We start from the raw sequence: 23,374 nt of genomic DNA, 5'->3' as shown, positions 1-23,374 counted from the left end.
ACGAGAGCAACAAACAGAGATTCCTCCTTCGTCGGAATGACAAGTTTGTAGAGAGTAGGAATGAAAAAAGACCTCACAGGTTTTAAAAACCTGTCAAGTCTGATTGAAAATGGTTCGTTATAAATCCCTAAAAAACCTTACTCGCTATTTGTCTAATGTTTTCTGATTTTCCCATAGAATAATAATGCAAAACGGGAACACCGGCAGCTTTCAATTCCAGCGATTGTTGGATTGCCCATTCCACGCCAACTTGTCTTATATCAGCAGGGGTTTTGCATTTTTCGACAGCGTTTATCAGGTCTTCCGGCAAGTCGATTCTGAAAATCTGTGGTAGAATTTGCAAATGTCTTTTCACTGCTATTGGTTTGATTCCAGGTATAATCGGAACCGTGATTCCTATTTCTCTGGCTTTGGCAACAAATTCAAAGTATTTTGCATTGTCAAAAAACATTTGGGTGACAACATAATCAGCACCGGCATCTACTTTTTCTTTCAATCTTTTTAAGTCTGAAATCAAGGATGGAGCCTCTAAATGCTTTTCGGGATAACCCGCAACGCCAATACAAAAATCAGCTTTGTTATCCACATCCATCACATCGTGCAAGTATTTCCCTTGGTTTAGTTGGTAAATTTGACTCACTAATTCAGAAGCATAATTATTCCCTCCCTCTTTTGGGACAAAAGACTGTTCGTCTTTCATCGCATCACCACGAAGTGCCATTACATTATTAATCCCTAAATATTGGCAATCAACCAACATATACTCGGTTTCTTCCTTTGTAAAACCTCCACAAAGCAAGTGTGGCACAGTATCCACTTGGTATTTATGTTTTATGGAAGCGCAAATCCCCAAAGTTCCGGGACGCATTCTGGTCAATTTCTTGTCCAATAATCCGTTGCCTTTATCCACATAAATATACTCTTCCCGAGAAGTCGTTACGTCTATAAATGGTGGCTTAAACTCCATCAACGGATCAATATTATCGTATAATTCCTGTATACTTCTCCCTTTTTGCGGAGGAATTATCTCGAAAGAAAACAATGTTTTCCCTTGTGCGTTTTCTATATGCTGTGTTACTTTCATTTTGTTTGTTTAAGGTTTAAAGTTTAAGGTTTAAAGTTCTCTCGAGCAACTTCAAACCTTAAACTTTAAACAATTTTTTTAATCTGCTATATTAGGATTCAACCATTTTATAGCAGTTTCCGTTGGAATATTTCTACGTTTGGCGTAATCGACAACTTGGTCTTCTTTTATTTTTCCAAGTCCGAAATACTTGCTTTCGGGATTGCCAAAATAATAGCCTGAAACCGAAGAAGCCGGCCACATCGCCATACTTTCGGTCAAAGTTACACCAATTTCTTCCGCAACATTTAGCAATTTCCAAATCGTTGGTTTTTCTAAATGGTCGGGACAAGCCGGATAACCCGGTGCCGGACGAATTCCTTTATAGGTTTCTTCGATTAGCGCTTCGGTTGATAAAACCTCATCGGCAGCGTAACCCCATATTTCTCGTCTGATTTTTTCGTGCAAATATTCGGCGAATGCTTCCGCAAAACGATCCGCCAACGCTTTCACCATAATCGAATTATAATCGTCCAAATCCTTTTCGAATTCTGCCGCCCATTCATCAACTCCAAAACCGGTTGTCACACAAAATGCGCCCATATAATCCGTTTTTCCGCTCTCTTTTGGCGCGATAAAATCGGCCAAAGCGATGTTTGGTGCGCCTTTTGTTTTTTGGGCTTGCTGACGCAAAGTCAAGAATTTCTCCAAGACTTTTCCGCTTTCGTCACGCAATTCTATATCATCATCGTTGATTTGATTGGCTGGAAAAATGCCGTAAATACCTTTAGCAGTCAGTTTCTTTTCTTTCAAAATCACTTTCAACATTTCCTGCGCATCGTGAAAAACAGATTGCGCTTGTTCGCCCACAACGGCATCGGTCAGAATCGCAGGATATTTTCCGAACAGTTCCCAAGTTCTAAAAAATGGTGTCCAGTCAATGTAAGGAACCAAAACATCTAAATCGACTTCGATGGTTTTTGTTCCAATAAAATTCGGTTTCATTGGATTGTAATTTTCCCAATCCAATTGCAATTTGTTCACTCTTGCCTGTTCAATAGTCAAGAAATTTTTATCTCGTGATCGGTTTAAAAACGTTTCCCGGAAAGCGTCATACTCGGCTCTAATAGTGCTTGCGTATATTTTTTTGTCGCTATTTAATAAACTTCCCGCCACGGTAACGGCTCTTGAAGCATCGTTTACGTAAATTACTGTTTCTCTATATTGAGGTGCAATTTTCACTGCAGTATGTGCTCGTGATGTCGTGGCACCACCAATCATTATTGGTATTTTTATATTTTGCTTATCTAATTCTTTGGCTAAATACACCATTTCGTCTAATGACGGCGTGATTAATCCGCTTAATCCGATAATATCAACATTATGTTCAATCGCGGCTGCAATGATTTTTTCCGGAGCAACCATTACACCTAAATCTACAATCTCGTAGTTGTTACATGCTAAAACAACAGCAACAATATTTTTCCCGATATCGTGAACGTCTCCCTTTACAGTAGCCATTAATATTTTTCCAGCCGAGCTAGATTTACCATCTTTTTCGGCTTCAATATAGGGCAATAAATAAGCCACCGCTTTTTTCATTACACGAGCCGATTTCACCACTTGAGGCAAAAACATTTTTCCGCTTCCGAATAAATCACCAACGACATTCATTCCTGCCATCAGGTTTATTTCGATTACTTCGATTGGTTTTGCAGCTGCCAGTCTGGCTTCTTCAATGTCCAATTCTATAAATTCGTCTATTCCTCTTACCAAAGAATGCGTTAATCGTTCTTGGATTGTTCCCGAACGCCATTCCTGAATCGCTTTTTCATTGACTTTGAAATCGCCTTTTACATTTTCGGCGAAATCCAATAGTCGTTCGGTCGCATCTTCTCTTCTGTTGAGTAAAACATCTTCAACGCGTTCCAAAAGGTCTTTTGGAATCTCGTCATAAATAGACAACATTTCAGGATTTACAATTCCCATTGTCATTCCATTTTTTATGGCGTGATACAAGAAAGCCGAGTGCATCGCTTCGCGAACGGTATCATTTCCTCTAAATGAAAATGAAACATTACTCACACCGCCACTTACATGTGCGCATGGTAAATTTTCTTTAATCCATTTTGTGGCTCTGAAAAAATCTAATGCATTGTTTTTATGTTCGTCCATTCCGGTTGCTACCGGAAAAATATTGGGGTCAAAAATAATATCTTCGGCAGGAAAGCCTACAACATCAACTAAAATATCATAGGAACGTTTGCAGATTTCGATACGTCTTTCATAGTTATCGGCTTGACCTTTTTCGTCGAAAGCCATAACAATTACTGCCGCTCCGTATCGTTTTACTAATTTGGCGTGATGAATGAATCTTTCTTCTCCTTCTTTCAAAGAAATCGAGTTTACCACACTTTTGCCTTGAGCGACTTTCAAACCCGCTTCAATAATTTCCCATTTCGAACTATCAATCATCAAGGGAACACGAGAAATATCGGGTTCGGAAGCGATTAAATTCAGGAAAGTGGTCATGGCATAAACGCCATCAAGCATTCCTTCATCCATATTAATATCGATGATTTGTGCACCACCTTCTACTTGGTCACGAGCCACGGCAAGTGCTTCGGCGTATTTTTCTTCTTTGATTAATCGAAGGAATTTTCGGGAACCGGTTACATTGGTACGTTCGCCAATGTTTACAAAAACGCTTTCCGGCGTAATGATTAACGGTTCAAGACCTGATAATTTTAAATATTTTTTTGTTTCTGACATATTTTATTTATTTGCCTCGAAGGCACAAAGTCACAAAGTTTTTAACACAGATTTTACTTCATCTCTGCTAGCGCAAGCGTCAAGCTTTTGCTCATTCCAATTTGTAAAATTATTTTTTAAACTAATTTTATTTCAATTCTTATTCCTTTTTGTTTCTGTTTATAGGCACAAGCGTGACGCTTGCGCTAGCGGAGATTAGCAAATTAATTTAAATTTCGCTGATAATTCCAAATTAAATTGTCAAGTTTTTTAGGTGTAATATTAAAGCCATTATTTTTTAATTGATCCGCTACTGCTGCAAGAATAACTTGACAGTCCTTCAAACTTACTTTTTCTCCTGAAATATTCTCTAAAAACCGAAGAATCATCCTGTCTGGCTTTATCAATTCATCTGAACCTGCAAGCATAAAAAAATATGTCAAAGAAATTCCACTATTTTGTCCAGGTATTTCTTTTATTTCAGTTTCAAATTGTTCGCTAGTAATGATTTTATCAATATCACTTAATTTATTGATTTTAAATTTCTGCAATACCTTTAAGAATAATATAACTGCTTCGGATTTTAAAATTCCACTTCTTGTAGAAGTCCTTTGTCGGTTTTTATAAATATTTTCAGTTAATTCTTTAATAGATTGTCGCTCCATTAATTTCAAAAAATCCGAGGTTGACAGTTCGTTTGTCTTTGAAAATTTGTCGATACTGTAATGGTCGCAAAAATGGTTGATAGAATTTTGAACAGTTTCATATTTTACCCCAATTGAAAATATAGAATCAATTGCACATAATGGCAAGTGTCCGTAATTGAACTCATCAGGGAGTTTATATTCCTTTTTGTCTACGAAAATTTCGTTACAAAATTTTGTCGTTTTTTCGATTATTTCTTTATTCATATCAATTAAAAAATTTACTTTGTGTTAGACGCGATAAATCGCGTCTCTACACGGTGACGCGTGGTTTATAGTTTTTCGCCACTTCAGCAATCAATCGGATATGTTCTGGATTTGTACCACAACAGCCGCCGATAATATTGACTAAATTCTCCTCTAAATATTCTTTAATTTGGGCTTGCATTTCTTTGGGTGTTTCGTCATATTGCCCAAAAGCATTTGGCAATCCAGCATTTGGATGCGCCGAAATATTGAAAGACGTATTGTGTGCCAATTGTTTTAAATAGGGTTTTAATTGGTGAGCGCCCAATGCGCAATTGAACCCTACGCTCAACAACGGAATATGCGAAACTGAAATCAGGAATGCTTCCACGGTTTGACCTGAAAGTGTTCTTCCAGAAGCATCCGTAATTGTTCCTGAAACCATTATTGGAATATCGATTTTGCGTTCGTCTTTGACTTCTTCGATGGCGAAAAGTGCTGCTTTAGCATTTAAAGTATCGAAAATCGTTTCGACCATTAATAAATCTACTCCACCATCAATTAACGCTTCGACTTGTTGTTTGTAAGCAATTCTTAAATCGTCGAAAGTTACGGCTCTATAACCCGGATCGTTCACATCTGGCGACATACTTGCCGTTCTGTTTGTCGGACCTATTGAACCGGCAACAAAACGAGGTTTATCTGGATTTTTTGCGGTAAATTCATCGGCTACTTCACGGGCAATTTTAGCCGATTGGTAGTTCAATTCGTAAACGATATCTTCAAGATGATAATCGGCCATACCAATGGTCGTACTTGAAAAAGTATTGGTTTCGACAATATCGGCGCCCGCTTCTAAATATTGTGCGTGGATGTCTTTTATGGCTTGAGGTTGCGTCAAGGACAATAAATCGTTGTTCCCTTTTAAGGAATACGGAAAGTCTTTGAAACGTTCTCCCCGGAAATCTTCTTCGGAAAAATTATAGCGTTGTAGCATCGTTCCCATTGCTCCGTCGAGTACGAGAATTCGTTTTTTTATTTCTTCTTGAATTTTTGACATAACTTGTTTTTTGCCGCTAAGACGCTAAGGCGCAAAGCATTTTATTATTAAACCCAGAAATTTGTTGATTCCTATTTTTTAGCCCTGATGGAAGTGGAAATCCCACGCTTTTGGGCGTGGATTGTAACGCACAGCAGGAAATAGCTCCAAAAAAAAGCTACTGTTTCAAAAAAATTAAATGTTATCGTAAAAAGTGAGAGGATTTCTCGTGGTTATCTTTTCCCGATTAATCGGGATAGAATGTAGCACCTTCTTTACAGATAAAGGGTTGCTAAGGTTTCATCGGGTCTTTCCCTCCGCCTTTCGTGATAACAATCAATAAATGCATGAACACTGCAAAGTAAACACATAACGCGATTAATTGCAAGCATTCACGCCATATTTTATTGTTTGCCCTTTAAAACTTGGGTAATTTCGTTCATTTTATCCACTTTTTCCTGAAAATTCCCTTTTAGGGTTTTTCGATATTCGTTCAGGTTTTCGACCATTGAATTGATGTCGTCCGGGATTATTTCTTCGAAAAATTCGCGTAATCTTTTGGCGGTTGTTGGTGATTTTCCATTGGTCGAAATGGCAATTTTCACGTTTCCTTTGGTCACGATTCCGCCTAAATAAAAATCACATAACTCGGGTGTGTCGGCTATGTTTGCCAATAAATATCGTTTTTTTGACAAATCATACACTCGTTTACTGACTTTCGAATCATTGATGCAAGCAATAACCAAATGCCTTTTTTTGAGCATTTTTTTCTTGAATTTTGATTTGGTCGTTACCAAGTTATGTTTTTTGGCAAGTGCCAAAACTTCGGGCAAAAAATGGGTTGCAACAATTTCGACATTGGCATTTGGGCTCGATTTCAACAAAAAGGACAACTTCTCTAATCCTACATTTCCTCCGCCAATTAGGAGTACATTGAGTTGGTGGAGTTTTAGGAAAATTGGGTAAAGTTCGTTCCTCTCCCCAGCCCTCTCCGAAGGAGAGGGAGCCGAGTCTTGAATGTTGGAATGTATTAGATTATCGGACATTGAAAATGTATTATAAACGTTTTAAAAATATTGATTATGATGATTTTAAAAATAATTTTTTTAACCTTTAATTCGCATAATTAATATGAATATAAAAAAGCAAGAACTTAGTTTTCTTTTCTAATATAAGCCCAAGATTCTAAATTATCTAATTGAGATATTGGCTCTAATGTAAATATACATTTTTCTTCAACTTCCGTGAAATCAACATCTGCACAAACTTCACCTGTTACATCACTTATATTATCATAATCATCTTCATTTGGTTCTCTATCTAAAAACATACAACCTTAAGCTTTTTTGTTCCTTCAAAACCAACTGCTATTGCTCTAATAGATGGATATATCATACCCCACAAAGCTCTTTGTATTGACAATAACACTTTTGCCCTAATTTCAAAATAATTCATATTTATCAAGTTTAAAAATTTGGAATATAGTTAGTTTATCGCCATTATTCTCTTGCATAAACCTTATTGGATATAAATTCTTCGTGAAAATTTTTCAACTTATTACTTTCTCTTACAACTTCGCCAATTACAATAATTGCTGGTGAACTCAAGCCGTTTTCTGTTACCACTTTCCCAATTGTGTTTATGGTTCCAACACCCACTTTTTCGTTCGGCAATGTCCCGTTTTGAATAATGGCAACAGGAGTTTCGCCTTTGGATTCGTTTTGGAATAACGCCACAATTTGTTCGAGTTTGCCCATCCCCATCAAAATCACGACAGTTGCCGATGATTTCGCTGCGAGAGCCACGTCTTTGGATAATTTCCTCTCGGAAGTAGTTCCTGTGATGACCCAAAAACTTTCGGAAACACCTCTTTTTGTCAAGGAAATTCCCTGATTTGCTGGAACGGCAATCGATGATGAAATTCCAGGAATTACTGCTGTAGGAATTCCAAAACTTTCTACAAACTCTATTTCTTCACTTCCGCGACCAAAAATAAATGGATCACCGCCTTTTAGTCGCACCACATTTCCGTAAGTAAGCGCATTGTCAACAATCAATTGGTTGATTTGATCTTGAGAATACTCGTGACAGCCTTTTCTTTTTCCCACAAATATTTTTAGGGCTTTTTTTGACGCATAGGTCAATATTTCCTCGTTGGCCAAAGCATCATACAAAACCACATTGGCATCGGCAAGCGCCTTTGCTCCTTTGATGGTAAGCAAATCTGGATCGCCAGGACCAGCGCCCACTAATGTTACTCTTGGTTTCATGATTTTATTCATTTGCTAAATCTTTTTCTCTATAGGATTCGATAGTTTCAAAAAAAGCTGTTGCTTCTTGAATATATCTTTTTGCGAATGCTGCAGAAGGTTCATTTTGGTTGATTTGGTAAACCAATTCTTTGAAAGTCGATTTCAATTCAATTTTATTGGTCTCCGTGAAAAAAGTGTCGAATAAATCGATTATTCCCGCGTGGTGGTTGGTTCTTTGATTTTCGGAAAGCAGCAATGCTTTGGCACCATTTACAAAACCTGCGTACGCCAAATAGATGGCGTCGGCCCAATTTTTGTCTTCGAAAGCTTCCTGAGCGAAAGTCATTTTGTCTTTGGCTTCGAATATCAACGTGGCAACTAAATCAATCACGACACCGGCACATTCGCCCACACCGATAGCTTTTACATAATTATCGGCATTGCCCCAATCGACAAAATCGGCTTCGGATAAATTCGTAATATCCGAAAGTGGTTTCAATAATTCGAAAAAATAGGTTTCGCCTTTGGCATCGTAATAGTCCAAAAAGGATTGTCCGTTGGCATTGGATTCGAAATCATCCAAAATAGAACGAAGTGCCTCTGGGCCACGACGACTAGGGATTTTGATTACTTTATCGGCAAATCGTCCTTCTCCGTTTCCTAAAACGCCTCCGCCTAACAACACCTGAAGTGCCGGTGCGACTAGCTTTCCTGAATTAATTGACATTCCCTGAAAACCAATGTGCGCCATATTATGTTGCCCGCAAGCATTCATACAACCGCTAATTTTTATGGTGATTTCCTTGTTATTGAAGTATTGTGGATATTCGGTTGCCAAAACTCTTTCCAGTTCCGTGGCAACTCCCGTGCTGCTTGCAATTCCCAAATTACACGTGTCAGTTCCCGGACAAGAGGTAATGTCGGCAGTAGAATTATATCCTAAAGTTACAAAACCAAGTTTGGCCAATTCTTGGTAGAAAAAGGCCAAATTTTCTTCTTTTATGTGACGGATGAGAATATCTTGTCTCAACGAAAAACGCAATTCGTTGGCTGCATAATTTTTGATTAAATCCGCCAATAATCTGGCTTTATCCGTATAAAAATCGCCCAATGCCACTTTGATGCCAATGGCAACGTAGCCTTTTTGTTTTTGTTGGATGACATTCGATTTTTTCCAGGCTTCGAAAGTCGCAACGTTTTCGATTTCTACTTTTGGTGCAACCAATAAAGGTTCCGGAATTGGAGTGTCAAAAGCGGTTGTGTCGATTTCGAAAACTGGATGTGACAAAGCTTTTTTCTCTTCTTCGACCAATTTAGTAAATGCTTCCGCACCCAAGTCTTTGATTAAGAACTTCATTCTGGCTTTCAATCTTCTGGATCTTTCGCCAAAACGGTCAAAAATTCTTAAAACGCCTTCGGTTGTTGGAATGATTTGATTGGTTGGAATAAATTCCGATAAGACTTCGGCGTGGAGTGGCTGCGAACCCAATCCTCCGCCAAGCATCACTTTGAAACCTCTTTCACCGTTTACGATTTTTGGAATAAACCCTAAATCGTGAATGTAACTCAAGGCCGTATCTTTATCGGACGAAGAAAACGAAATTTTGAACTTTCGCCCCATTTCCTGACAAACAGGATTTCGCAAGAAAAAATCGAACATTGCAAATGCATAAGGCGAAACGTCAAAAGGTTCATCCACATCAATTCCGGCAGTTTCACTGGCAGTAATATTTCTTACCGTGTTTCCGCAAGCTTCACGAAGCGTGATGTCATTTTTTTCCAATTCGGCCCAAAGTTCAGGTGTTCTGTCCAAACTTACATAGTGAATTTGGATATCCTGACGCGTCGTGATGTGCAAACGCCCCGTAGAATATTCATCGGAAACTTTTGAAATTCGCAACAATTGCTCGCTCGAAACTTTCCCGAAAGGCAATTTGATACGAATCATTTGAACGCCTTCCTGACGCTGACCGTAAACGCCACGCGCCAACCGAAGGCTACGAAAACGTTCCTCGTCAATTTTTCCTTCCCTAAATAATGTTATTTTTCTTTCCAAATCGATGATGTCTTTTTGGACAATCGGATCTTCTATTTCGGTTCTAAAACTCTGCATCTGTAGATATGTTTATCCTCCCCTCAGCCCCCTCCGAAGGAGGGGGAGCCGAGTCTGGTATGTTTTTTAAATTAATATTTTACTTTTATATTCTAAATTATTTGCTCAAAACTAAATCCCAACTGAGTCCAGTTTTAGCTTCCTCTCCTTCGGTGAGGGGATTATTTTATAAATCCAACTCCTGCGGTTGTATTGGTTGCGGTATCGATTAATATGAATGCTCCGTTTGATTTGTTGTCGTTATAGGCATCAAAATATAATGGTTTGCTCAATTTTACATGCACTTCGCCGATCTCGTTAATGGCCAATTGAGTCGCCGGGTTTGTCCCCGAATAATCGGTTGCGATAGTGTTTTTTATACTTTCAATTTTGGCTAAAACCCTATTGGTATTGTGCTGAACGATGTATTTTGTTCCCGCAACCAGCTTTTTGCTGTCCATCCAGCAAATCGTCGTGTTGATGTCTTTTTCGATTCTTGGAAGTTCTCCTGATTTTATAATCATATCACCACGAGTAACGTTGATGTCATTTTCCAATTCCAAAACTATTGAAGAACCCGTAGTGGCTTCGTCAAATTGTTTGTCGAAGAAATGAATTTTAGAAACTTTCGATTGGGTCAACGAAGGAAGCACCGTTACGGCATCTCCCACTTTGATATTATTCCCGTACAATTTTCCGGCATAACCCCTAAAATCGTGGTATTCTTCGGTTTTTGGTCTAATCACCGTTTGAACCGGGAAGCGAACTTCTCCTTTTTCGAAAACATCTTTTGGTTCCAAACCTTCCAAATGTTCCAAAATAGTTTGCCCGTCATACCAAGGCATATTCTCTGATTTGTCAACCACGTTTCCGCCATTGATGGCGCTTAACGGAATGTAACTCACCACTTGTTCTTTGAACGTGCTTTTTGCATTCAATGCTTGAAAATCGGCTTTGATTTTGTTGTACACTTCTTCGGAATAATCGACCAAATCCATTTTGTTGACCGCAACAATCACTTCTTTTACACGCAACAAATTATTGATGAAAAAGTGGCGATAGGTTTGCTCGATAACGCCTTTTCGAGCATCAATCAATATGATGGATACTTGCGAAGTCGAAGCTCCGGTTACCATATTTCGGGTATATTCTACGTGACCCGGTGTATCGGCAATGATGTAACTTTTTTTGGCAGTCGAAAAATAAATATGTGCCACATCAATCGTAATCCCTTGTTCTCTTTCAGCAACCAAACCATCGGTAGCCAATGAAAAATCTAGATAATCATATCCTTTTTGCTTGCTGCTTCTTTCTATTGCTTCAATTTTATCGGTAGTCAATGATTTTGTATCGTACAACAATCTCCCGATTAATGTACTTTTCCCGTCATCTACGCTTCCTGCTGTTGCTATTTTTAAAACTTCCATCAGTTTCTTGTTATTTTAAATTATAAGTTTTGAATTTTAAATGCCGTTGATTATTTTAAATTTTAATGATACTTTCATTCATTTAAAATTTAAAATTGCTTTGCCTGTTCGCCTTTCAGGCTCGGATCAATATTTAAAATAATTCTAAAAGTATCCTTGTTGTTTTCTTTTTTCCATTGCTGCTTCAGAACGTTTATCGTCGATCCTCGCACCTCTTTCGGAGATGGTCGAAGTCCTGATTTCGCCAACAACTTCTGCAATTGTAGCGGCATACGATTCGACTGCTGCCGTACAACTCATATCGCCAACAGTTCTAAAACGCACAATTCTTTCTTCAATTTCTTCGTCTTCTTCTTGATAAACAAAGGGTGAATGCGACCAGATTAATCCGTCACGCAAGAATGTTTTACGCTTGTGTGAAAAATAAATCGACGGAATTTCGATTCCTTCCTGTTCGATATAACTCCAAACATCGAGTTCTGTCCAGTTCGAAATTGGAAAAACACGAACGTTTTGTCCGTTTTCAATTTTACCGTTCAGGATGTCGAATAATTCTGGACGTTGGTTTTTTTCGTCCCATTGTCCAAAATCGTCACGAACTGAGAAAATACGTTCTTTGGCTCTTGCCTTTTCTTCGTCACGACGAGCACCGCCAATACAAGCATCAAATTTGAATTCTTCGATAGCATCTAAAAGCGTTGTCGTTTGCAACATATTTCGGCTGGAATAACGTCCTGTTTCCTCGATAACTTTTCCCTCATCGATTGAATCTTGAACATTTCGAACTATTAATTCCAGACCTAATTCTTTAACTAATCGATCTCTAAATTCGATGGTTTCCGGAAAATTATGTCCTGTATCCACATGTAACAATGGAAAAGGAATTTTCGCGGGGAAGAATGCTTTTTGTGCCAATCTTACCAATGTAATCGAATCTTTCCCTCCGGAAAAAAGCAAAACAGGTTTGTCAAACTGAGAAATTACTTCTCTGAATATGTAAATTGCTTCGCTTTCTAAAGCATTTGTTTTTAATATTGAACTCATTATTCTTTGATTTACCCTCACCCCAGCCCTCTCCGAAGGAGAGGGAGCCGAGACTGGAAATTATTACTTAATTGTTATTTATACCTTTTTCTTCTGTTCTCAATTTCCCCCTTTGGGAGTTTGCTTCGCCAGTTCGCTGTCGCTCGTGTGGGGGCTATGCAACCCACATTCTTTATGGCTTGATTCCCACCACCACCTTCCGGCTCTAGTGTCTTCGTCAGTGGTAATTGCTCTGGTACACGGCGCACAACCTATACTTACAAATCCTTTTTTGTGCAATGCATTTTGTGGCACATTATTTTTTTCTAAATAATCTTCGACTTCTTTTAATGTCCATTTTAATAATGGATTGAACTTTATGATTCCGAACTTTTCGTCGTATTCAAAAAGAGCTAAATCATTTCTGTTTTCGGATTGTTCGGCACGTAAACCGGTAATCCAAATCGAATTTCCTTTCAACGCTTTGGTCAACGGCGCTACTTTTCGAATAAAACAACATTCTTTTCTGTTTTCGACAGAATCGTAGAAACTGTTTGGTCCTTTTTCTTCCAACAATTTCTCCACTGCCGATGCTTCCGGAAAATAGACTTTGATTTCTTTCTTATACTTTTTTAACGTCTTGTGAAAAACATCATACGTTTCCTGAAACAAACGCCCCGTGTCCAAAGTAAAAATGGTAATTGGTAAATCATTTTTGGCAATTAAAGCTGTAATCACTTGGTCTTCCTGTCCGAAAGAAGTCGAAAAAACCACTTTTCCTTTATATTCATTCGCCAAATAAATCAAAGTTTCCTCGATGGAAAATCCTTTGGTTTTTTCTGATAATGTTTGAACTATCGCTGTGCTCATTTTATTTTTTTTATTATAAAATCTATTACCCTATCGGTTTAGTAGATTAGTTCGCAAAAATACTACTTATTTCTAAATAACAAAATAATATCTGGCCTTTTTTAGATTTAATTATTTATTTTTTCAAAAATATTTTACATAGTCTACCTTGTCTATAGGATAATTATAAAATAGTTACTATTTTTGTCCAAAAAAATTTCATTTATGAATTTTCAGTTAGGATTTGTAGTTGCAGGTTTAATAGTTGGCTTTGTGATAGGATTGACGGGCGTAGGAGGCGGTTCTCTGATGACTCCAATTTTATTGTGGTTTGGTATTCCCCCAACAACGGCTGTTGGAACTGATTTGTTGTATGCGGCTTTTACTAAAATGGGTGGCGTATTTGTTCATCATAGAAAAATGAATATAAATTGGTCCATCACGGGTTGGCTTTCTTTAGGAAGCATTCCAGCTGCTTTACTAACTTTGTGGATACTTCATATCATAAAAACAGATATTACTGCCATAAATAGCGTAATAAAACACAGTTTGGGTTGGGCGCTACTTTTTACTTCGGTGGCCGTTTTGTTCAAAAAGAAACTCTTAGTGTTTTCTCAAAAACATGCCGGTGACAAGTTTCATAGTGAGAGCAAAACTCAGAATGTATTAACTGTCGCAATTGGTGTAATGCTAGGAGCAACTGTGACCCTGACTTCGATAGGAGCAGGTGCTTTAGGTACGGTTACTTTATTTTTCCTGTACCCACTTTTGCCAACTTCTCGATTGGTTGGAACCGAGATCGCCCATGCCGTCCCCTTAACTCTTGTTGCTGGATTAGGACATGCCTCAATGGGAAATCTAGATTTTGGTCTATTAGGGCAGTTATTAATGGGATCCCTTCCTGGAATTTTTATAGGAAGTATGTTGAGTGAAAAAATACCTGATTTGATTCTTAGAAATGCCATTGCGATAATGTTGTTTTTCGTGGGATATAAATTGGTTTTTTAGGTTTTATGATTAAATATTTTAATTGAAATTGTCATACGAAAGTGGCTCAACAAACCATTTTTGACCACATTACCTTAAAAAAATTGACCCTTTTATTGGGTAAACGCAATGAAATGGTCAATTTTTATTCACTTCTATTTTATTTAGGACAGCATTGATTAAAAAGCAATATCGGCAAGGGTGTTGTTTTCCAATATCATCAATGTATTGTCACGAACTTCCATCATTAGTTTACGGACAGCACAAGTTGCTTCATCCGTGCAATCGTCGCATTTTTCATAAAAATTATGACTGACGCAAGGCAACAAGGCAACCGGTCCTTCGAGAACACGATAGACTTTTGCCATATTGATGTCTTTGGGTTCTTTAATCAAATAATAGCCGCCGCCTTTTCCTTTTTTGGCACCCAAAAAACCGGAATGACGCAAGAGCAACAAAATACTTTCGAGAAACTTAATCGAAATATGCTCGCTTTTTGCAATTTCAGCAATGGCAACAGGGGTCTGATCTTCTTGGCGCGCCAAAAAAGTCAAAGCCTTTATTCCGTATTTTGTTTTTTTTGAAAGCATTTTTTATGTTTGATTTACGAGATTGGATATACGATGTTTTTTATGAAACCCAAGTTCCTTCGGCTTTGTCAATTACCCATTTGTTATTTATTTTCTTAATATATATTCTGGAACCTTGCCCACAAAGCCTTCCACAAACAAATCCACCGTCAAGAATTCCAAACTTTTTATCTTTATCAAATTGTATTCTAGTAAAGAAAACTACACCCGAAAAAATAAAATTATATTTAGTCTTCCAGATTTCCCCTCTTTCTTTCGGGAATTCAGAAATATTTTTCAGTACAAATTTATTTTTTATTTTTATTTTTTTGAAATCAAAATCATATTCTAAATTTTGTTCTTTTTTAGATTCAAAAATTTTTGCTCCCGAAAAATGTTTTTCAAAATCTTCTTCGGCATTCTCTCTATTTCTTTTAATTTTTGAATCAAACGCAAAGATTATTTTAGAAGTATCATTTTTAATTTTAGCTTCTTCTCTTTCCCAATTTTCTCTTTCCGTTTTTATGTTTGATGTATCGGAACCAATATAATTATCATTTTTATCATAAATTGATTTCCCCAACGGGGGACGCATAAATAAAACTCTACAATCAATACAAGTAGATTCAATTAAACTTGGAAAAATTTCAGTCATAACACTTTTCTCAAATTCTAGTTCAGTTTGTTTCTTATCACAACTTGAAACTAAAATAAGCAAAATTAAAAGCGATGTTATTTTTCTAAATTTTCTCATAACATACCAGCTAAAAACCCAAATTTACAACATTCATAAATCAAAAATAGTTAATCTGAAGTTAATCTGAAATCTTAAACCCACGGTTTAAACCGTGGGCTAATGTATCAAATATCGTAAATTTTTAAGACAATGCCTGTTCCAAATCAGCAATAACATCTTTCACGGTTTCCAATCCTACCGAAACACGCACCAAACCATCGGTAATACTAACTGCCAATCGTTCTTCAACAGACAATTTACTGTGCGTTGTCGATGCTGGATGCGTCACGATAGTTCTGGTATCACCCAAATTTGCCGAAAGCGAACACAATTGGATTTTGTCCAAAAAGACTCTTCCGGCTTCGATTCCTCCTTTTATTTCGAAAGCTACGATATTTCCGCCAAGGCTCATTTGTTTTTTGGCAATTTCATATTGCGGATGCGATTTCAGGAATGGATATTTCACGCTATTCACATTCGGATGCGCTTCTAAAAACTCGGCGACTTTCATAGCGTTTTCACAATGTTTTTCGACACGAACAGCCAATGTTTCCAAACTTTTAGATAAAATCCAGGCATTAAATGGCGATAAAGCCGGTCCCGTATTTCTGGAGAATAAATAAATTTTACGGATCAAATCTTCGCTTCCCACAGCAACTCCGCCTAAAACGCGTCCTTGCCCGTCAATCAATTTCGTGGCAGAATGCACGACCAAATGCGCTCCAAATTTTATAGGATTCTGGATATATGGCGTGGCAAAGCAGTTGTCGATTATCAAAATCAGGTTGTGTTTCTTGGCAATCGCCCCCAATAATTCCAAATCGATAATGTCAACCGCAGGATTCGTAGGCGATTCCGCGTAAAGGATTTTGGTATTTGGCTTGATAAAACTCTCGATGGTTTCCGGTTTATTGATGTCAAAATACGAAGTCTCGATATTCCATTTTGGAAAATAAGTCGTAAACAAAGCGTGGGTTGAACCAAAAACGCTTCCCGCGGAAACGATATGATCGCCAGAACTCAACAAAGCCGCAAAAGTGGAATAGACCGCAGCCATTCCCGTTGCAAAAGCATAACCGGCTTCGGCACCTTCCATTTTACAGATTTTCTCCACAAATTCGGTGGTGTTCGGGTTGCTGAAACGACTGTAAATGTTGCGTTCTTTTTCTTCGGTAAAGGAAGCGCGCATATCTTCGGCGTCTTCAAATACAAAACTCGACGATAAATACAAAGGCACGGAATGCTCTAAATATTGTGATCTTTCTAATTGGGTGCGTATGGCTTGGGTTTCGAAGCCGAAATCTTGTTCGTTCATATAAAAATTATTATCCCCACCCCGACCCTCCCCGAAGGGGAGGGAGTCTAAAGTGGAATGTTGTTATTTAAAAGTAAACAAAAATATTAGAATTTATACCCAATAAAGATTTTGAAGATACAAACCGTTGATTTTCAATAATCTTTTTATTCCAAACCGTTAATGTGTATAAACCCTATTATATTTATTTGTCGCTAGTTTCCGCTTCGGGGGTTAGGGGGCTTCCATTCAAAACTACTTTATAATGTATTGTTGCCGTTGGTTCCAATGTTTTGGAAACCGAACAGTATTTTTCGAAAGAAAGTTGGGCGGCTTTTGCGGCTTTATCTTCTTTGATATTTCCTTCCAAAAAGAAAACCACATAAATATCTTTAAATGGTTTTGCTTCGCCAACTTGTACGCGTTCGCCTTCGACCTCAGCCTTGAAAGAAGTGATTTCCTGACGTTGTTTTTTTAGAATCGAAATCATATCGATTCCGCTGCAACCTGCAACACCCATTAATAGCAATTCCATTGGGCTTGGCCCCATATCGTTTCCTCCAAAATCAGGTCTAGCATCTACATTTACAATATGACCACGTTCGTTTTTTAATTGAAAATGGTAGTTATCGTTTACTCTGTTTAATGTTATTTTCATTGTTTTATTTTTATTTTGGACACTGATGAAGCGGATTTGCTATCGCAAAAACACAGATTCAACGGATTTTTATTTTTTAATCTGAATACTCTTTTATCCTTTTTCTGACAATCTCAAAATATCTCCAAAAACGCCTCTCGCTGTCACTGCCGATCCTGCACCAGCTCCTTGAATCACGATGGGTCTGTCGCCGTAGGATTCAGTATAAATTTCGAAGAAAGAATCAGAACCTTTCAATCCGCCCAAAGCGGTATCCGAAGGTACAGAAACTAATTTTACCTCGAGGTTTCCTTTGTCATTTTGTAGATCTCCCGACAATTCACCTATGTATCGCAATACGTGATTGGGTTGTTGTTGTTCTTTTATTTTGGCGTAAATGGGATCAAATTCTTTCAATTTGTTCAAGAAATCAGCGGCACTTCCTTCTCTTAAATGTTCCGGAATCAGGTTTTGAATGTCGATTTCTTCGAACTCGTTTTGCAAGTCTAATTCTCTCGCCAAAATCAGCAATTTTCTCCCCACATCGTTGCCACATAAATCTTCTCTTGGGTCTGGTTCGGTGTAACCGTTATCGATGGCTTCTTTCAAAATTTCACTAAACGGAACGTCTTTTGCCGAGAAATTATTGAACAAATAACTCAATGTTCCAGAGAAAACTCCTTTTATTTTTGTGATATTTTCACCGGAAAGATGCAATAATTTTATGGTGTCAATCAGAGGTAAACCTGCACCAACATTGGTTTCGTATAAATAATTCTTTTGATTGTCGGCCAATACTTTTCGCAAGTCTTTGTAGAATTTATAACTCAACGTATTCGCCACTTTATTGGAAGAAATCAAGTCAAAACTGCTTTCGGCCAATTTTACATAATTCTCAACAAACGAAGCGCTTGCCGTGTTGTCAATGGCAATCAAATTCTCTAAATGGTTTTCATTGGCAAACGCAATAACATCATCGATTGTATAGGAGAATCCGTTATTTTGAATCTCGTTTTTCCAGTTTTGTGACACGCCGTTTTTATTTAAAAGCACTTTCTTTGAATTGGCAATTGCAAAAACATTCAGTTTGATGTCTTTTCTTTTTTCGATGTTTTCTGCAGAAGCCAATATTTGATTAATCAAGGTTCCACCTACCAAACCATGTCCGAAAATGGCGATATTTATTTTCTTTGAAACTCCGAAAATCTCGCCGTGAATCACGTTTAACGCTTTGTTAAGTTGTGATTTTTTGACCACCAAACTCACGTTTTTACCGGTTACCGTATTGTTGAAAAGGATTGGGATGACTTTATTTTTGATCAAAGCCGTATAAGGTTTATGGAAAGTACTTAAATCCTGGCCAATTATCGAAATTACCGAAACATCATCGGTTATCGAAATTTTGTTGACGTCTTTCGAATAGAAATCATTCTCGAATTCTTTTTCGAGTTCGATCATTGCTTTCGTCGCTTTATCGGCGGCAACCACAAGACCAATTCCACGTTCTGACGAACCTTGCGAAATGATGCTCACGCTAATATCATTGTCGCCCATAACCCTGAAAATTCGGGCGTCAACGCCGGTTTTTCCCAACAATCCTCTTCCTTCCAAGTTGACCAATGACACATTTTCGAGAACTGAAAGTGTTTTAATTCCTTCCTTATTTGACTTCGAAGTGATTAATGTTCCCTGGTTTTCGTGATTGAACGTGTTTAAAATTCGCAAAGGAATATTTTTTTCCAATAACGGAATAATCGTTTTGGCGTGCAAAATAGTTGCTCCAAAATTGGCTATTTCATTCGCTTCATTAAAGGACAAACGATCAATTTTCTTGGCATCAGGAACTAAATCTGGGTTGGCAGTGTAAATTCCGTCAACGTGAGTGTAGTTTTGCAATTCTTCGGCATCGAGAAAATTGGCAATCAAAGAAGCCGAATAATTACTGCCATTTCTGCCTAAAGTAGTCGTTTCGTTATTTGCATTCGACCCAATAAAACCTGTAATAATAATGACTTTATCGGTGTGTTTTTTGAAATAATCAACCACATTTTTCTTCGAAATTTGTTCCAAAGGTTGGGCATCGCCAAACTTGGAATCGGTTTTTATCAATTCACGAGAATCGGCAAATTGGGCATTTATTCCTTTTTCATTTAAAAGAGAAGTTATTGTTTTGGCCGAAATCAATTCGCCTTGCGACAGCACTTGATCCTTTATTTTTTCGCTATAATCGCCAATCAAACTTATGCCTTCAAAAAGCTTGTCTAATATTGCAAATTCTTGCGACAAATCAATATTCGTGAAACCATTTTGTTGGTAGTTTTTAAAGCTTTCCAGCAAGGGTTTGTAATTCCCGTTTTTGGCAGCAATTGTCAAAATATCTTCTAATTCATCGGTTGCATTTCCTCGTGCCGAAACAACGACTGCAATGTTTTCGCCTTTGCTTTTTTTGTCGATAATAATATCCAAAACTTTATTTATCCCTTCTCCGTTGGCCAATGATTTTCCGCCAAATTTCAATATTTTCATTTTGTCTTTTTTATTTTTAAAAACAACATCCAGTAAATTGCTTAATTGATCGTATTCCATTAAAAACGCATCGTGACCGTGTTGGGAATCAATTTCGCTATAAAATACATTGTTTTTGAATTTTTTTATTTCGTGGTAGGTTTCCCGATTTTCATTCGCCGTAAAAAACAAATCCGAGTTGATTCCGATAATATAAATATTGGCATCTACTTCGGAAATTATTTTTTCCAATGAAGTTCTGCCTCTGGTAATATCGATGGTTTTGAGCAACTGATTCATCATTTTGTATGCCGAAAGTTGAAACCTTTTTTGTAATTTTTCTCCGTGATGATTCAGCCAACTTTCCACTTGAAACGATTCCGAAGATTCGGTCGAATTTCGTTGAAATTTTTCTTTGAAAGATTCGGGCGTTCGATAGCACATCATTGCGTGAATGCGGGCGTCTTCGATGGGATGAGAAGAATTATTTAATATTTTCTCTTGCAAATAACAATTCGCAATTAGCCAATCGGTCGATTTCCAATCGGTAGCAATAGGGATAAAATTATGCGTTAATTTAGGTTCCAAAGCCACCATTTCCCAAGCAATTCCGCCACCTACAGAACCGCCAATGATCGCAAACAATTCTTTTATTTTCAAAAATCGAATGCCTTCCAAGAAAAGTCTGGCGATGTCTCTGGCATTAAAATCTAAATAATTCTCTATGATATTTCCATCAAAACCGTTTCCGGGAACATTAAACGAAATTATGGTATATTTTCGAATATCGATTGTTTTTTCGATGCCAATCAAATCGTTCCACCACCCACTTTCGCCTATAACTTGCGAATTACCCGTCAAAGCGTGGTTCACCAAAACAATCGGAGCCGTATTTAAGGCCGGACCAAAAACCTGAAAACTTAAGTTTAAGGATGCATAAAATGCACCACTTTCGGTGGTGAAGTTTTGAATGATAATTGTTGTTGGTTTATTTTCCAATTTCAAATCTTTTATAATTTTTTGATTTGTGTCTGGAAATATTAGAAAGAAAAAGCTAGAAGTGAACTAGAAGAATTCTTTGAGTTATCTTTTCCCGATTAATCGGGATAGAATGTAGCACCTTCTTCGTTTTCAAAGGGTTGCTAAGCTTTCATCGGGTCTATTCCCTCGAGCTTTCTTTATAACATTTCAATACGTTTGTGAACTTAAAGGCACAAATTAACTACATTTTTTTTTAACAACCAAATTTATACCCGTTCGTTTTCGTGTTTAAAATTAAAAAACAGCCTCGGAAAGAGCCCATAATCAGACTCAAACCGTTGCTTGTTTTAAAATTTACTTGACTTTCTATCTAATTATTTTTAGATAAACAGCGTTTCATTTTCCTCAGAATTCATTAAAGACAACAAAGAATTTGATGCTTTATTAGGAGACGAAGTTTCTTTTGAATTCAAACTTTTAAAAAACTGAATTGCTTTTGAAATATATTTTAGAATTTTCATAATGTTATATTTTTAAATGTTTTACTTTTTTATTTTAAAACATATTGAATTCAGTTTTCCTAAGTTCAACTATGTTTCTTTTATACTTTTAAATTTTCGAAAACGGCCTTTAAATCGGCTTTCAAATCTTCGATATCTTCCAGTCCGACCGAGAGTCTGATCAAATCTTTGGTTACTCCCGTTGCGACCTGTTCTGCATCTGACAACTGCTGGTGCGTGGTACTCGCCGGGTGAATAATTAATGATTTTGTGTCTCCAATATTGGCCAAAAGCGAAAATAATTTCGTTTCATCGGCCACTTTCTTGGCGGCTTCAAAACCTCCTTTTAGGCCGAAAGTTAGCAAACCGTTTTGTCCTTTAGGTAAATATTGTGTTGCCAAATCGTAATATTTACTGGACTTTAGTCCCGGATAATTGACCCAAGCCACTTGGTCTTGATTTTCTAACCATTGTGCTAAAGCCAATCCGTTTTCGCTGTGCTTCTTGACACGAATTGGTAGGGTTTCCAGTCCCTGAATAATCTGAAAAGCATTAAACGGACTCAAAGCTGCACCAAAATCCCGTAACCCTTCAATACGAACTTTAGCTATAAAAGCAGCATTTCCCAGTGCTTCGTGATACACTAATCCGTGATAACTTGCCGATGGCTCCGTAAATTCAGGAAATCTTCCGCTACTCCAATCAAATGTTCCTGCATCAATAACTGCACCTCCCAGCGAAGTTCCGTTTCCTGCAATGTATTTGGTTAAGGAATGAATGACAATATTGGCGCCGTGTTCAATTGGGTTTAGCAAATAAGGTGAGGCGACCGTATTGTCAACAATAAACGGAACTTTAAACGCTTTGGCTTCCGCCGAAATGGCTTTCAAATCCAAGACATCTAATTTCGGATTCCCTAAACTTTCTGCAAAAAACACTTTGGTGTTTTCTTTGGCAGCTCTAGTAAAATTGGCCGCATCGGATGGATCTACAAAAGTGGTGGTTATCCCTAGTCTTGGCAAAGTGGCGCTCAACAAATTATAAGTTCCGCCATATAAACTATTGGAGGCAACAATATGATCGCCTGTTTTGAGCAAGACCAACAAAGACGTTGCAATTGCCGCCGTTCCTGATGCGGTAACGACAGCGGCGATTCCTCCTTCGAGAGCGGCCAAACGTTGTTCAAGAATGTCATTCGTTGGATTATTCAATCTGGTATAAATAAATCCTGCTTCGGCAAGGCCAAATAAATTAGCCGCATGATCCGAATTATTGAACACATAAGAACTGGTTTGATAAATAGGCACGGCTCTTGTCCCTGCTGTTTTAGTAACGTCGTGACCTGCGTGTAACGCTTTTGTTGCGAATTTTGTAGTACTCATAATTTTTTATTTTTTGTAATTGATTTTAGATTTTAAAACTGAATTTTCTTTCAGCTTCATTTTATTTTAATTTTTAGATTTTTTACCATCCCAAATTCGGGATAGAAAAACAAAAAACCCTTTTAGAAACGTATCCAAAAGGGTTTTAAGTTGTGTTATAAACTTATACTTTCGGAATCAACAGACACAAACACACATCATGACTTTTGCACAAATCATCGATTTGACATTGCACTGCTTCATTTGTTTCTGTTTTGAGATATTCATAATATTCTAATTTTGTTTTTATAATTCAAAAAAAAAGCCTCCCGTTTTGTGGGAGGCTTTTGCTATATAATTTTGATTTTAAACTTAAGCTATAAGCGACCCACAGGATTTATCCTGAACGTGTTTTGAC

General features: G+C 37.5%; 19 protein-coding genes and 2 riboswitches. Of the genes, 1 reads left to right on the top strand and 18 read right to left on the bottom strand.

What is annotated here, in order from left to right; all coding sequences use genetic code 11:
- Positions 1 to 127: 127 nt before the first annotated feature.
- The 11 genes from metF to B2145_RS05015 form a co-directional block, all read right to left on the bottom strand.
- Entirely contained in the window at positions 128 to 1,084 is a 957-nt protein-coding gene (gene metF, locus B2145_RS05065; protein ID WP_291099127.1) for a methylenetetrahydrofolate reductase [NAD(P)H], read from the bottom strand.
- 78 nt (positions 1,085 to 1,162) lie between these two features.
- Positions 1,163 to 3,835, bottom strand: coding sequence for a methionine synthase (metH, locus tag B2145_RS05060; protein ID WP_291099124.1), 2,673 nt, complete (start codon positions 3,833 to 3,835; stop codon positions 1,163 to 1,165).
- A gap of 203 nt (positions 3,836 to 4,038) precedes the next feature.
- Complete coding sequence (locus tag B2145_RS05055; RefSeq protein ID WP_291099120.1) at positions 4,039 to 4,725, bottom strand: hypothetical protein; 687 nt, start codon at positions 4,723 to 4,725, stop codon at positions 4,039 to 4,041.
- A 46-nt stretch (positions 4,726 to 4,771) separates the two neighbouring features.
- Positions 4,772 to 5,764 carry a homocysteine S-methyltransferase family protein gene (locus B2145_RS05050; RefSeq protein ID WP_291099117.1) on the bottom strand — a complete coding sequence of 331 codons (993 nt, stop codon included), beginning with the start codon at positions 5,762 to 5,764 and terminating at the stop codon, positions 4,772 to 4,774.
- A 209-nt stretch (positions 5,765 to 5,973) separates the two neighbouring features.
- Positions 5,974 to 6,079: riboswitch (SAM riboswitch) on the bottom strand.
- 68 nt (positions 6,080 to 6,147) lie between these two features.
- On the bottom strand, positions 6,148 to 6,789 hold the full coding sequence (locus tag B2145_RS05045) for a precorrin-2 dehydrogenase/sirohydrochlorin ferrochelatase family protein (RefSeq protein WP_291099113.1): 642 nt from the start codon (positions 6,787 to 6,789) through the stop codon (positions 6,148 to 6,150).
- A 107-nt stretch (positions 6,790 to 6,896) separates the two neighbouring features.
- A complete protein-coding gene (locus B2145_RS05040) occupies positions 6,897 to 7,073 on the bottom strand; it encodes a hypothetical protein (protein WP_291099111.1) in 177 nt (58 codons plus the stop codon).
- Positions 7,074 to 7,242: 169 nt separating this feature from the next.
- Entirely contained in the window at positions 7,243 to 8,025 is a 783-nt protein-coding gene (gene cobA, locus B2145_RS05035; protein ID WP_291099108.1) for a uroporphyrinogen-III C-methyltransferase, read from the bottom strand.
- The gene (locus B2145_RS05030) at positions 8,018 to 10,108 is read right to left on the bottom strand and encodes a nitrite reductase (protein WP_291099105.1); all 2,091 of its coding nucleotides are present in this window, start codon (positions 10,106 to 10,108) and stop codon (positions 8,018 to 8,020) included. The genes cobA and B2145_RS05030 overlap by 8 nt, the downstream gene beginning before the upstream one ends.
- A 161-nt stretch (positions 10,109 to 10,269) precedes the next feature.
- Positions 10,270 to 11,514 carry a sulfate adenylyltransferase subunit 1 gene (locus B2145_RS05025; RefSeq protein WP_291099103.1) on the bottom strand — a complete coding sequence of 415 codons (1,245 nt, stop codon included), beginning with the start codon at positions 11,512 to 11,514 and terminating at the stop codon, positions 10,270 to 10,272.
- Positions 11,515 to 11,658: 144 nt separating this feature from the next.
- Entirely contained in the window at positions 11,659 to 12,558 is a 900-nt protein-coding gene (gene cysD / locus B2145_RS05020; protein ID WP_291099100.1) for a sulfate adenylyltransferase subunit CysD, read from the bottom strand.
- Positions 12,559 to 12,657: 99 nt separating this feature from the next.
- Positions 12,658 to 13,407, bottom strand: coding sequence for a phosphoadenylyl-sulfate reductase (locus tag B2145_RS05015; RefSeq protein ID WP_291099098.1), 750 nt, complete (start codon positions 13,405 to 13,407; stop codon positions 12,658 to 12,660).
- Between the two features lie 204 nt (positions 13,408 to 13,611).
- Here B2145_RS05015 and B2145_RS05010 point away from each other — a divergent pair, with 204 nt between their 5' ends.
- Complete coding sequence (locus tag B2145_RS05010) at positions 13,612 to 14,394, top strand: sulfite exporter TauE/SafE family protein (protein ID WP_291099095.1); 783 nt, start codon at positions 13,612 to 13,614, stop codon at positions 14,392 to 14,394.
- Between the two features lie 158 nt (positions 14,395 to 14,552).
- On the opposite strand, the gene B2145_RS05005 is transcribed toward B2145_RS05010, so the two are convergent.
- From B2145_RS05005 to B2145_RS04975, 7 genes are all read right to left on the bottom strand, one after another.
- Positions 14,553 to 14,963: an RrF2 family transcriptional regulator gene (locus tag B2145_RS05005; RefSeq protein WP_291099092.1), complete on the bottom strand. Its 411-nt coding sequence runs from the start codon at positions 14,961 to 14,963 to the stop codon at positions 14,553 to 14,555.
- Positions 14,964 to 15,003: 40 nt separating this feature from the next.
- Complete coding sequence (locus B2145_RS05000) at positions 15,004 to 15,597, bottom strand: hypothetical protein (protein ID WP_291099089.1); 594 nt, start codon at positions 15,595 to 15,597, stop codon at positions 15,004 to 15,006.
- A gap of 223 nt (positions 15,598 to 15,820) precedes the next feature.
- Positions 15,821 to 16,993, bottom strand: coding sequence for a trans-sulfuration enzyme family protein (locus B2145_RS04995; protein ID WP_291099086.1), 1,173 nt, complete (start codon positions 16,991 to 16,993; stop codon positions 15,821 to 15,823).
- Between the two features lie 184 nt (positions 16,994 to 17,177).
- Positions 17,178 to 17,630: an OsmC family protein gene (locus tag B2145_RS04990; protein ID WP_291099083.1), complete on the bottom strand. Its 453-nt coding sequence runs from the start codon at positions 17,628 to 17,630 to the stop codon at positions 17,178 to 17,180.
- Between the two features lie 93 nt (positions 17,631 to 17,723).
- Positions 17,724 to 21,113, bottom strand: coding sequence for a bifunctional aspartate kinase/homoserine dehydrogenase I (gene thrA, locus B2145_RS04985; protein WP_291099081.1), 3,390 nt, complete (start codon positions 21,111 to 21,113; stop codon positions 17,724 to 17,726).
- A gap of 81 nt (positions 21,114 to 21,194) precedes the next feature.
- Positions 21,195 to 21,301, bottom strand: a riboswitch (SAM riboswitch).
- Between the two features lie 174 nt (positions 21,302 to 21,475).
- On the bottom strand, positions 21,476 to 21,616 hold the full coding sequence (locus B2145_RS04980) for a hypothetical protein (protein WP_291099078.1): 141 nt from the start codon (positions 21,614 to 21,616) through the stop codon (positions 21,476 to 21,478).
- An 80-nt stretch (positions 21,617 to 21,696) separates the two neighbouring features.
- Positions 21,697 to 22,977, bottom strand: a complete 1,281-nt coding sequence (locus B2145_RS04975) for an O-acetylhomoserine aminocarboxypropyltransferase/cysteine synthase family protein (protein WP_291099075.1) — start codon at positions 22,975 to 22,977, stop codon at positions 21,697 to 21,699.
- Positions 22,978 to 23,374: the final 397 nt, after the last annotated feature.

The organism is Flavobacterium sp. UBA5153 (assembly GCA_002413745.1).
Taxonomy (GTDB): domain Bacteria; phylum Bacteroidota; class Bacteroidia; order Flavobacteriales; family Flavobacteriaceae; genus Flavobacterium.
The sequence above is the reverse complement of the archived record's forward strand: the minus strand, read 5'-3'. Positions and strand labels throughout refer to the sequence as shown.

Excerpts from the sequence above, each read along its gene's own strand:
- B2145_RS04990 (WP_291099083.1), bottom strand. The coding sequence starts at position 17,630 with ATGAAAATAACATTAAACAGAGTAAACGATAACTACCATTTTCAATTA.
- B2145_RS04975 (WP_291099075.1), bottom strand. The coding sequence starts at position 22,977 with ATGAGTACTACAAAATTCGCAACAAAAGCGTTACACGCAGGTCACGAC.
- cobA (WP_291099108.1), bottom strand. The coding sequence starts at position 8,025 with ATGAATAAAATCATGAAACCAAGAGTAACATTAGTGGGCGCTGGTCCT.
- B2145_RS04980 (WP_291099078.1), bottom strand. The coding sequence starts at position 21,616 with ATGAAAATTCTAAAATATATTTCAAAAGCAATTCAGTTTTTTAAAAGT.
- B2145_RS05030 (WP_291099105.1), bottom strand. The coding sequence starts at position 10,108 with ATGCAGAGTTTTAGAACCGAAATAGAAGATCCGATTGTCCAAAAAGAC.
- B2145_RS05025 (WP_291099103.1), bottom strand. The coding sequence starts at position 11,514 with ATGGAAGTTTTAAAAATAGCAACAGCAGGAAGCGTAGATGACGGGAAA.
- metF (WP_291099127.1), bottom strand. The coding sequence starts at position 1,084 with ATGAAAGTAACACAGCATATAGAAAACGCACAAGGGAAAACATTGTTT.
- B2145_RS05015 (WP_291099098.1), bottom strand. The coding sequence starts at position 13,407 with ATGAGCACAGCGATAGTTCAAACATTATCAGAAAAAACCAAAGGATTT.
- B2145_RS05055 (WP_291099120.1), bottom strand. The coding sequence starts at position 4,725 with ATGAATAAAGAAATAATCGAAAAAACGACAAAATTTTGTAACGAAATT.
- cysD (WP_291099100.1), bottom strand. The coding sequence starts at position 12,558 with ATGAGTTCAATATTAAAAACAAATGCTTTAGAAAGCGAAGCAATTTAC.
- B2145_RS05000 (WP_291099089.1), bottom strand. The coding sequence starts at position 15,597 with ATGACTGAAATTTTTCCAAGTTTAATTGAATCTACTTGTATTGATTGT.
- B2145_RS05045 (WP_291099113.1), bottom strand. The coding sequence starts at position 6,789 with ATGTCCGATAATCTAATACATTCCAACATTCAAGACTCGGCTCCCTCT.
- B2145_RS04995 (WP_291099086.1), bottom strand. The coding sequence starts at position 16,993 with ATGAACGAACAAGATTTCGGCTTCGAAACCCAAGCCATACGCACCCAA.
- B2145_RS05050 (WP_291099117.1), bottom strand. The coding sequence starts at position 5,764 with ATGTCAAAAATTCAAGAAGAAATAAAAAAACGAATTCTCGTACTCGAC.
- metH (WP_291099124.1), bottom strand. The coding sequence starts at position 3,835 with ATGTCAGAAACAAAAAAATATTTAAAATTATCAGGTCTTGAACCGTTA.
- B2145_RS05040 (WP_291099111.1), bottom strand. The coding sequence starts at position 7,073 with ATGTTTTTAGATAGAGAACCAAATGAAGATGATTATGATAATATAAGT.
- B2145_RS05010 (WP_291099095.1), top strand. The coding sequence starts at position 13,612 with ATGAATTTTCAGTTAGGATTTGTAGTTGCAGGTTTAATAGTTGGCTTT.
- B2145_RS05005 (WP_291099092.1), bottom strand. The coding sequence starts at position 14,963 with ATGCTTTCAAAAAAAACAAAATACGGAATAAAGGCTTTGACTTTTTTG.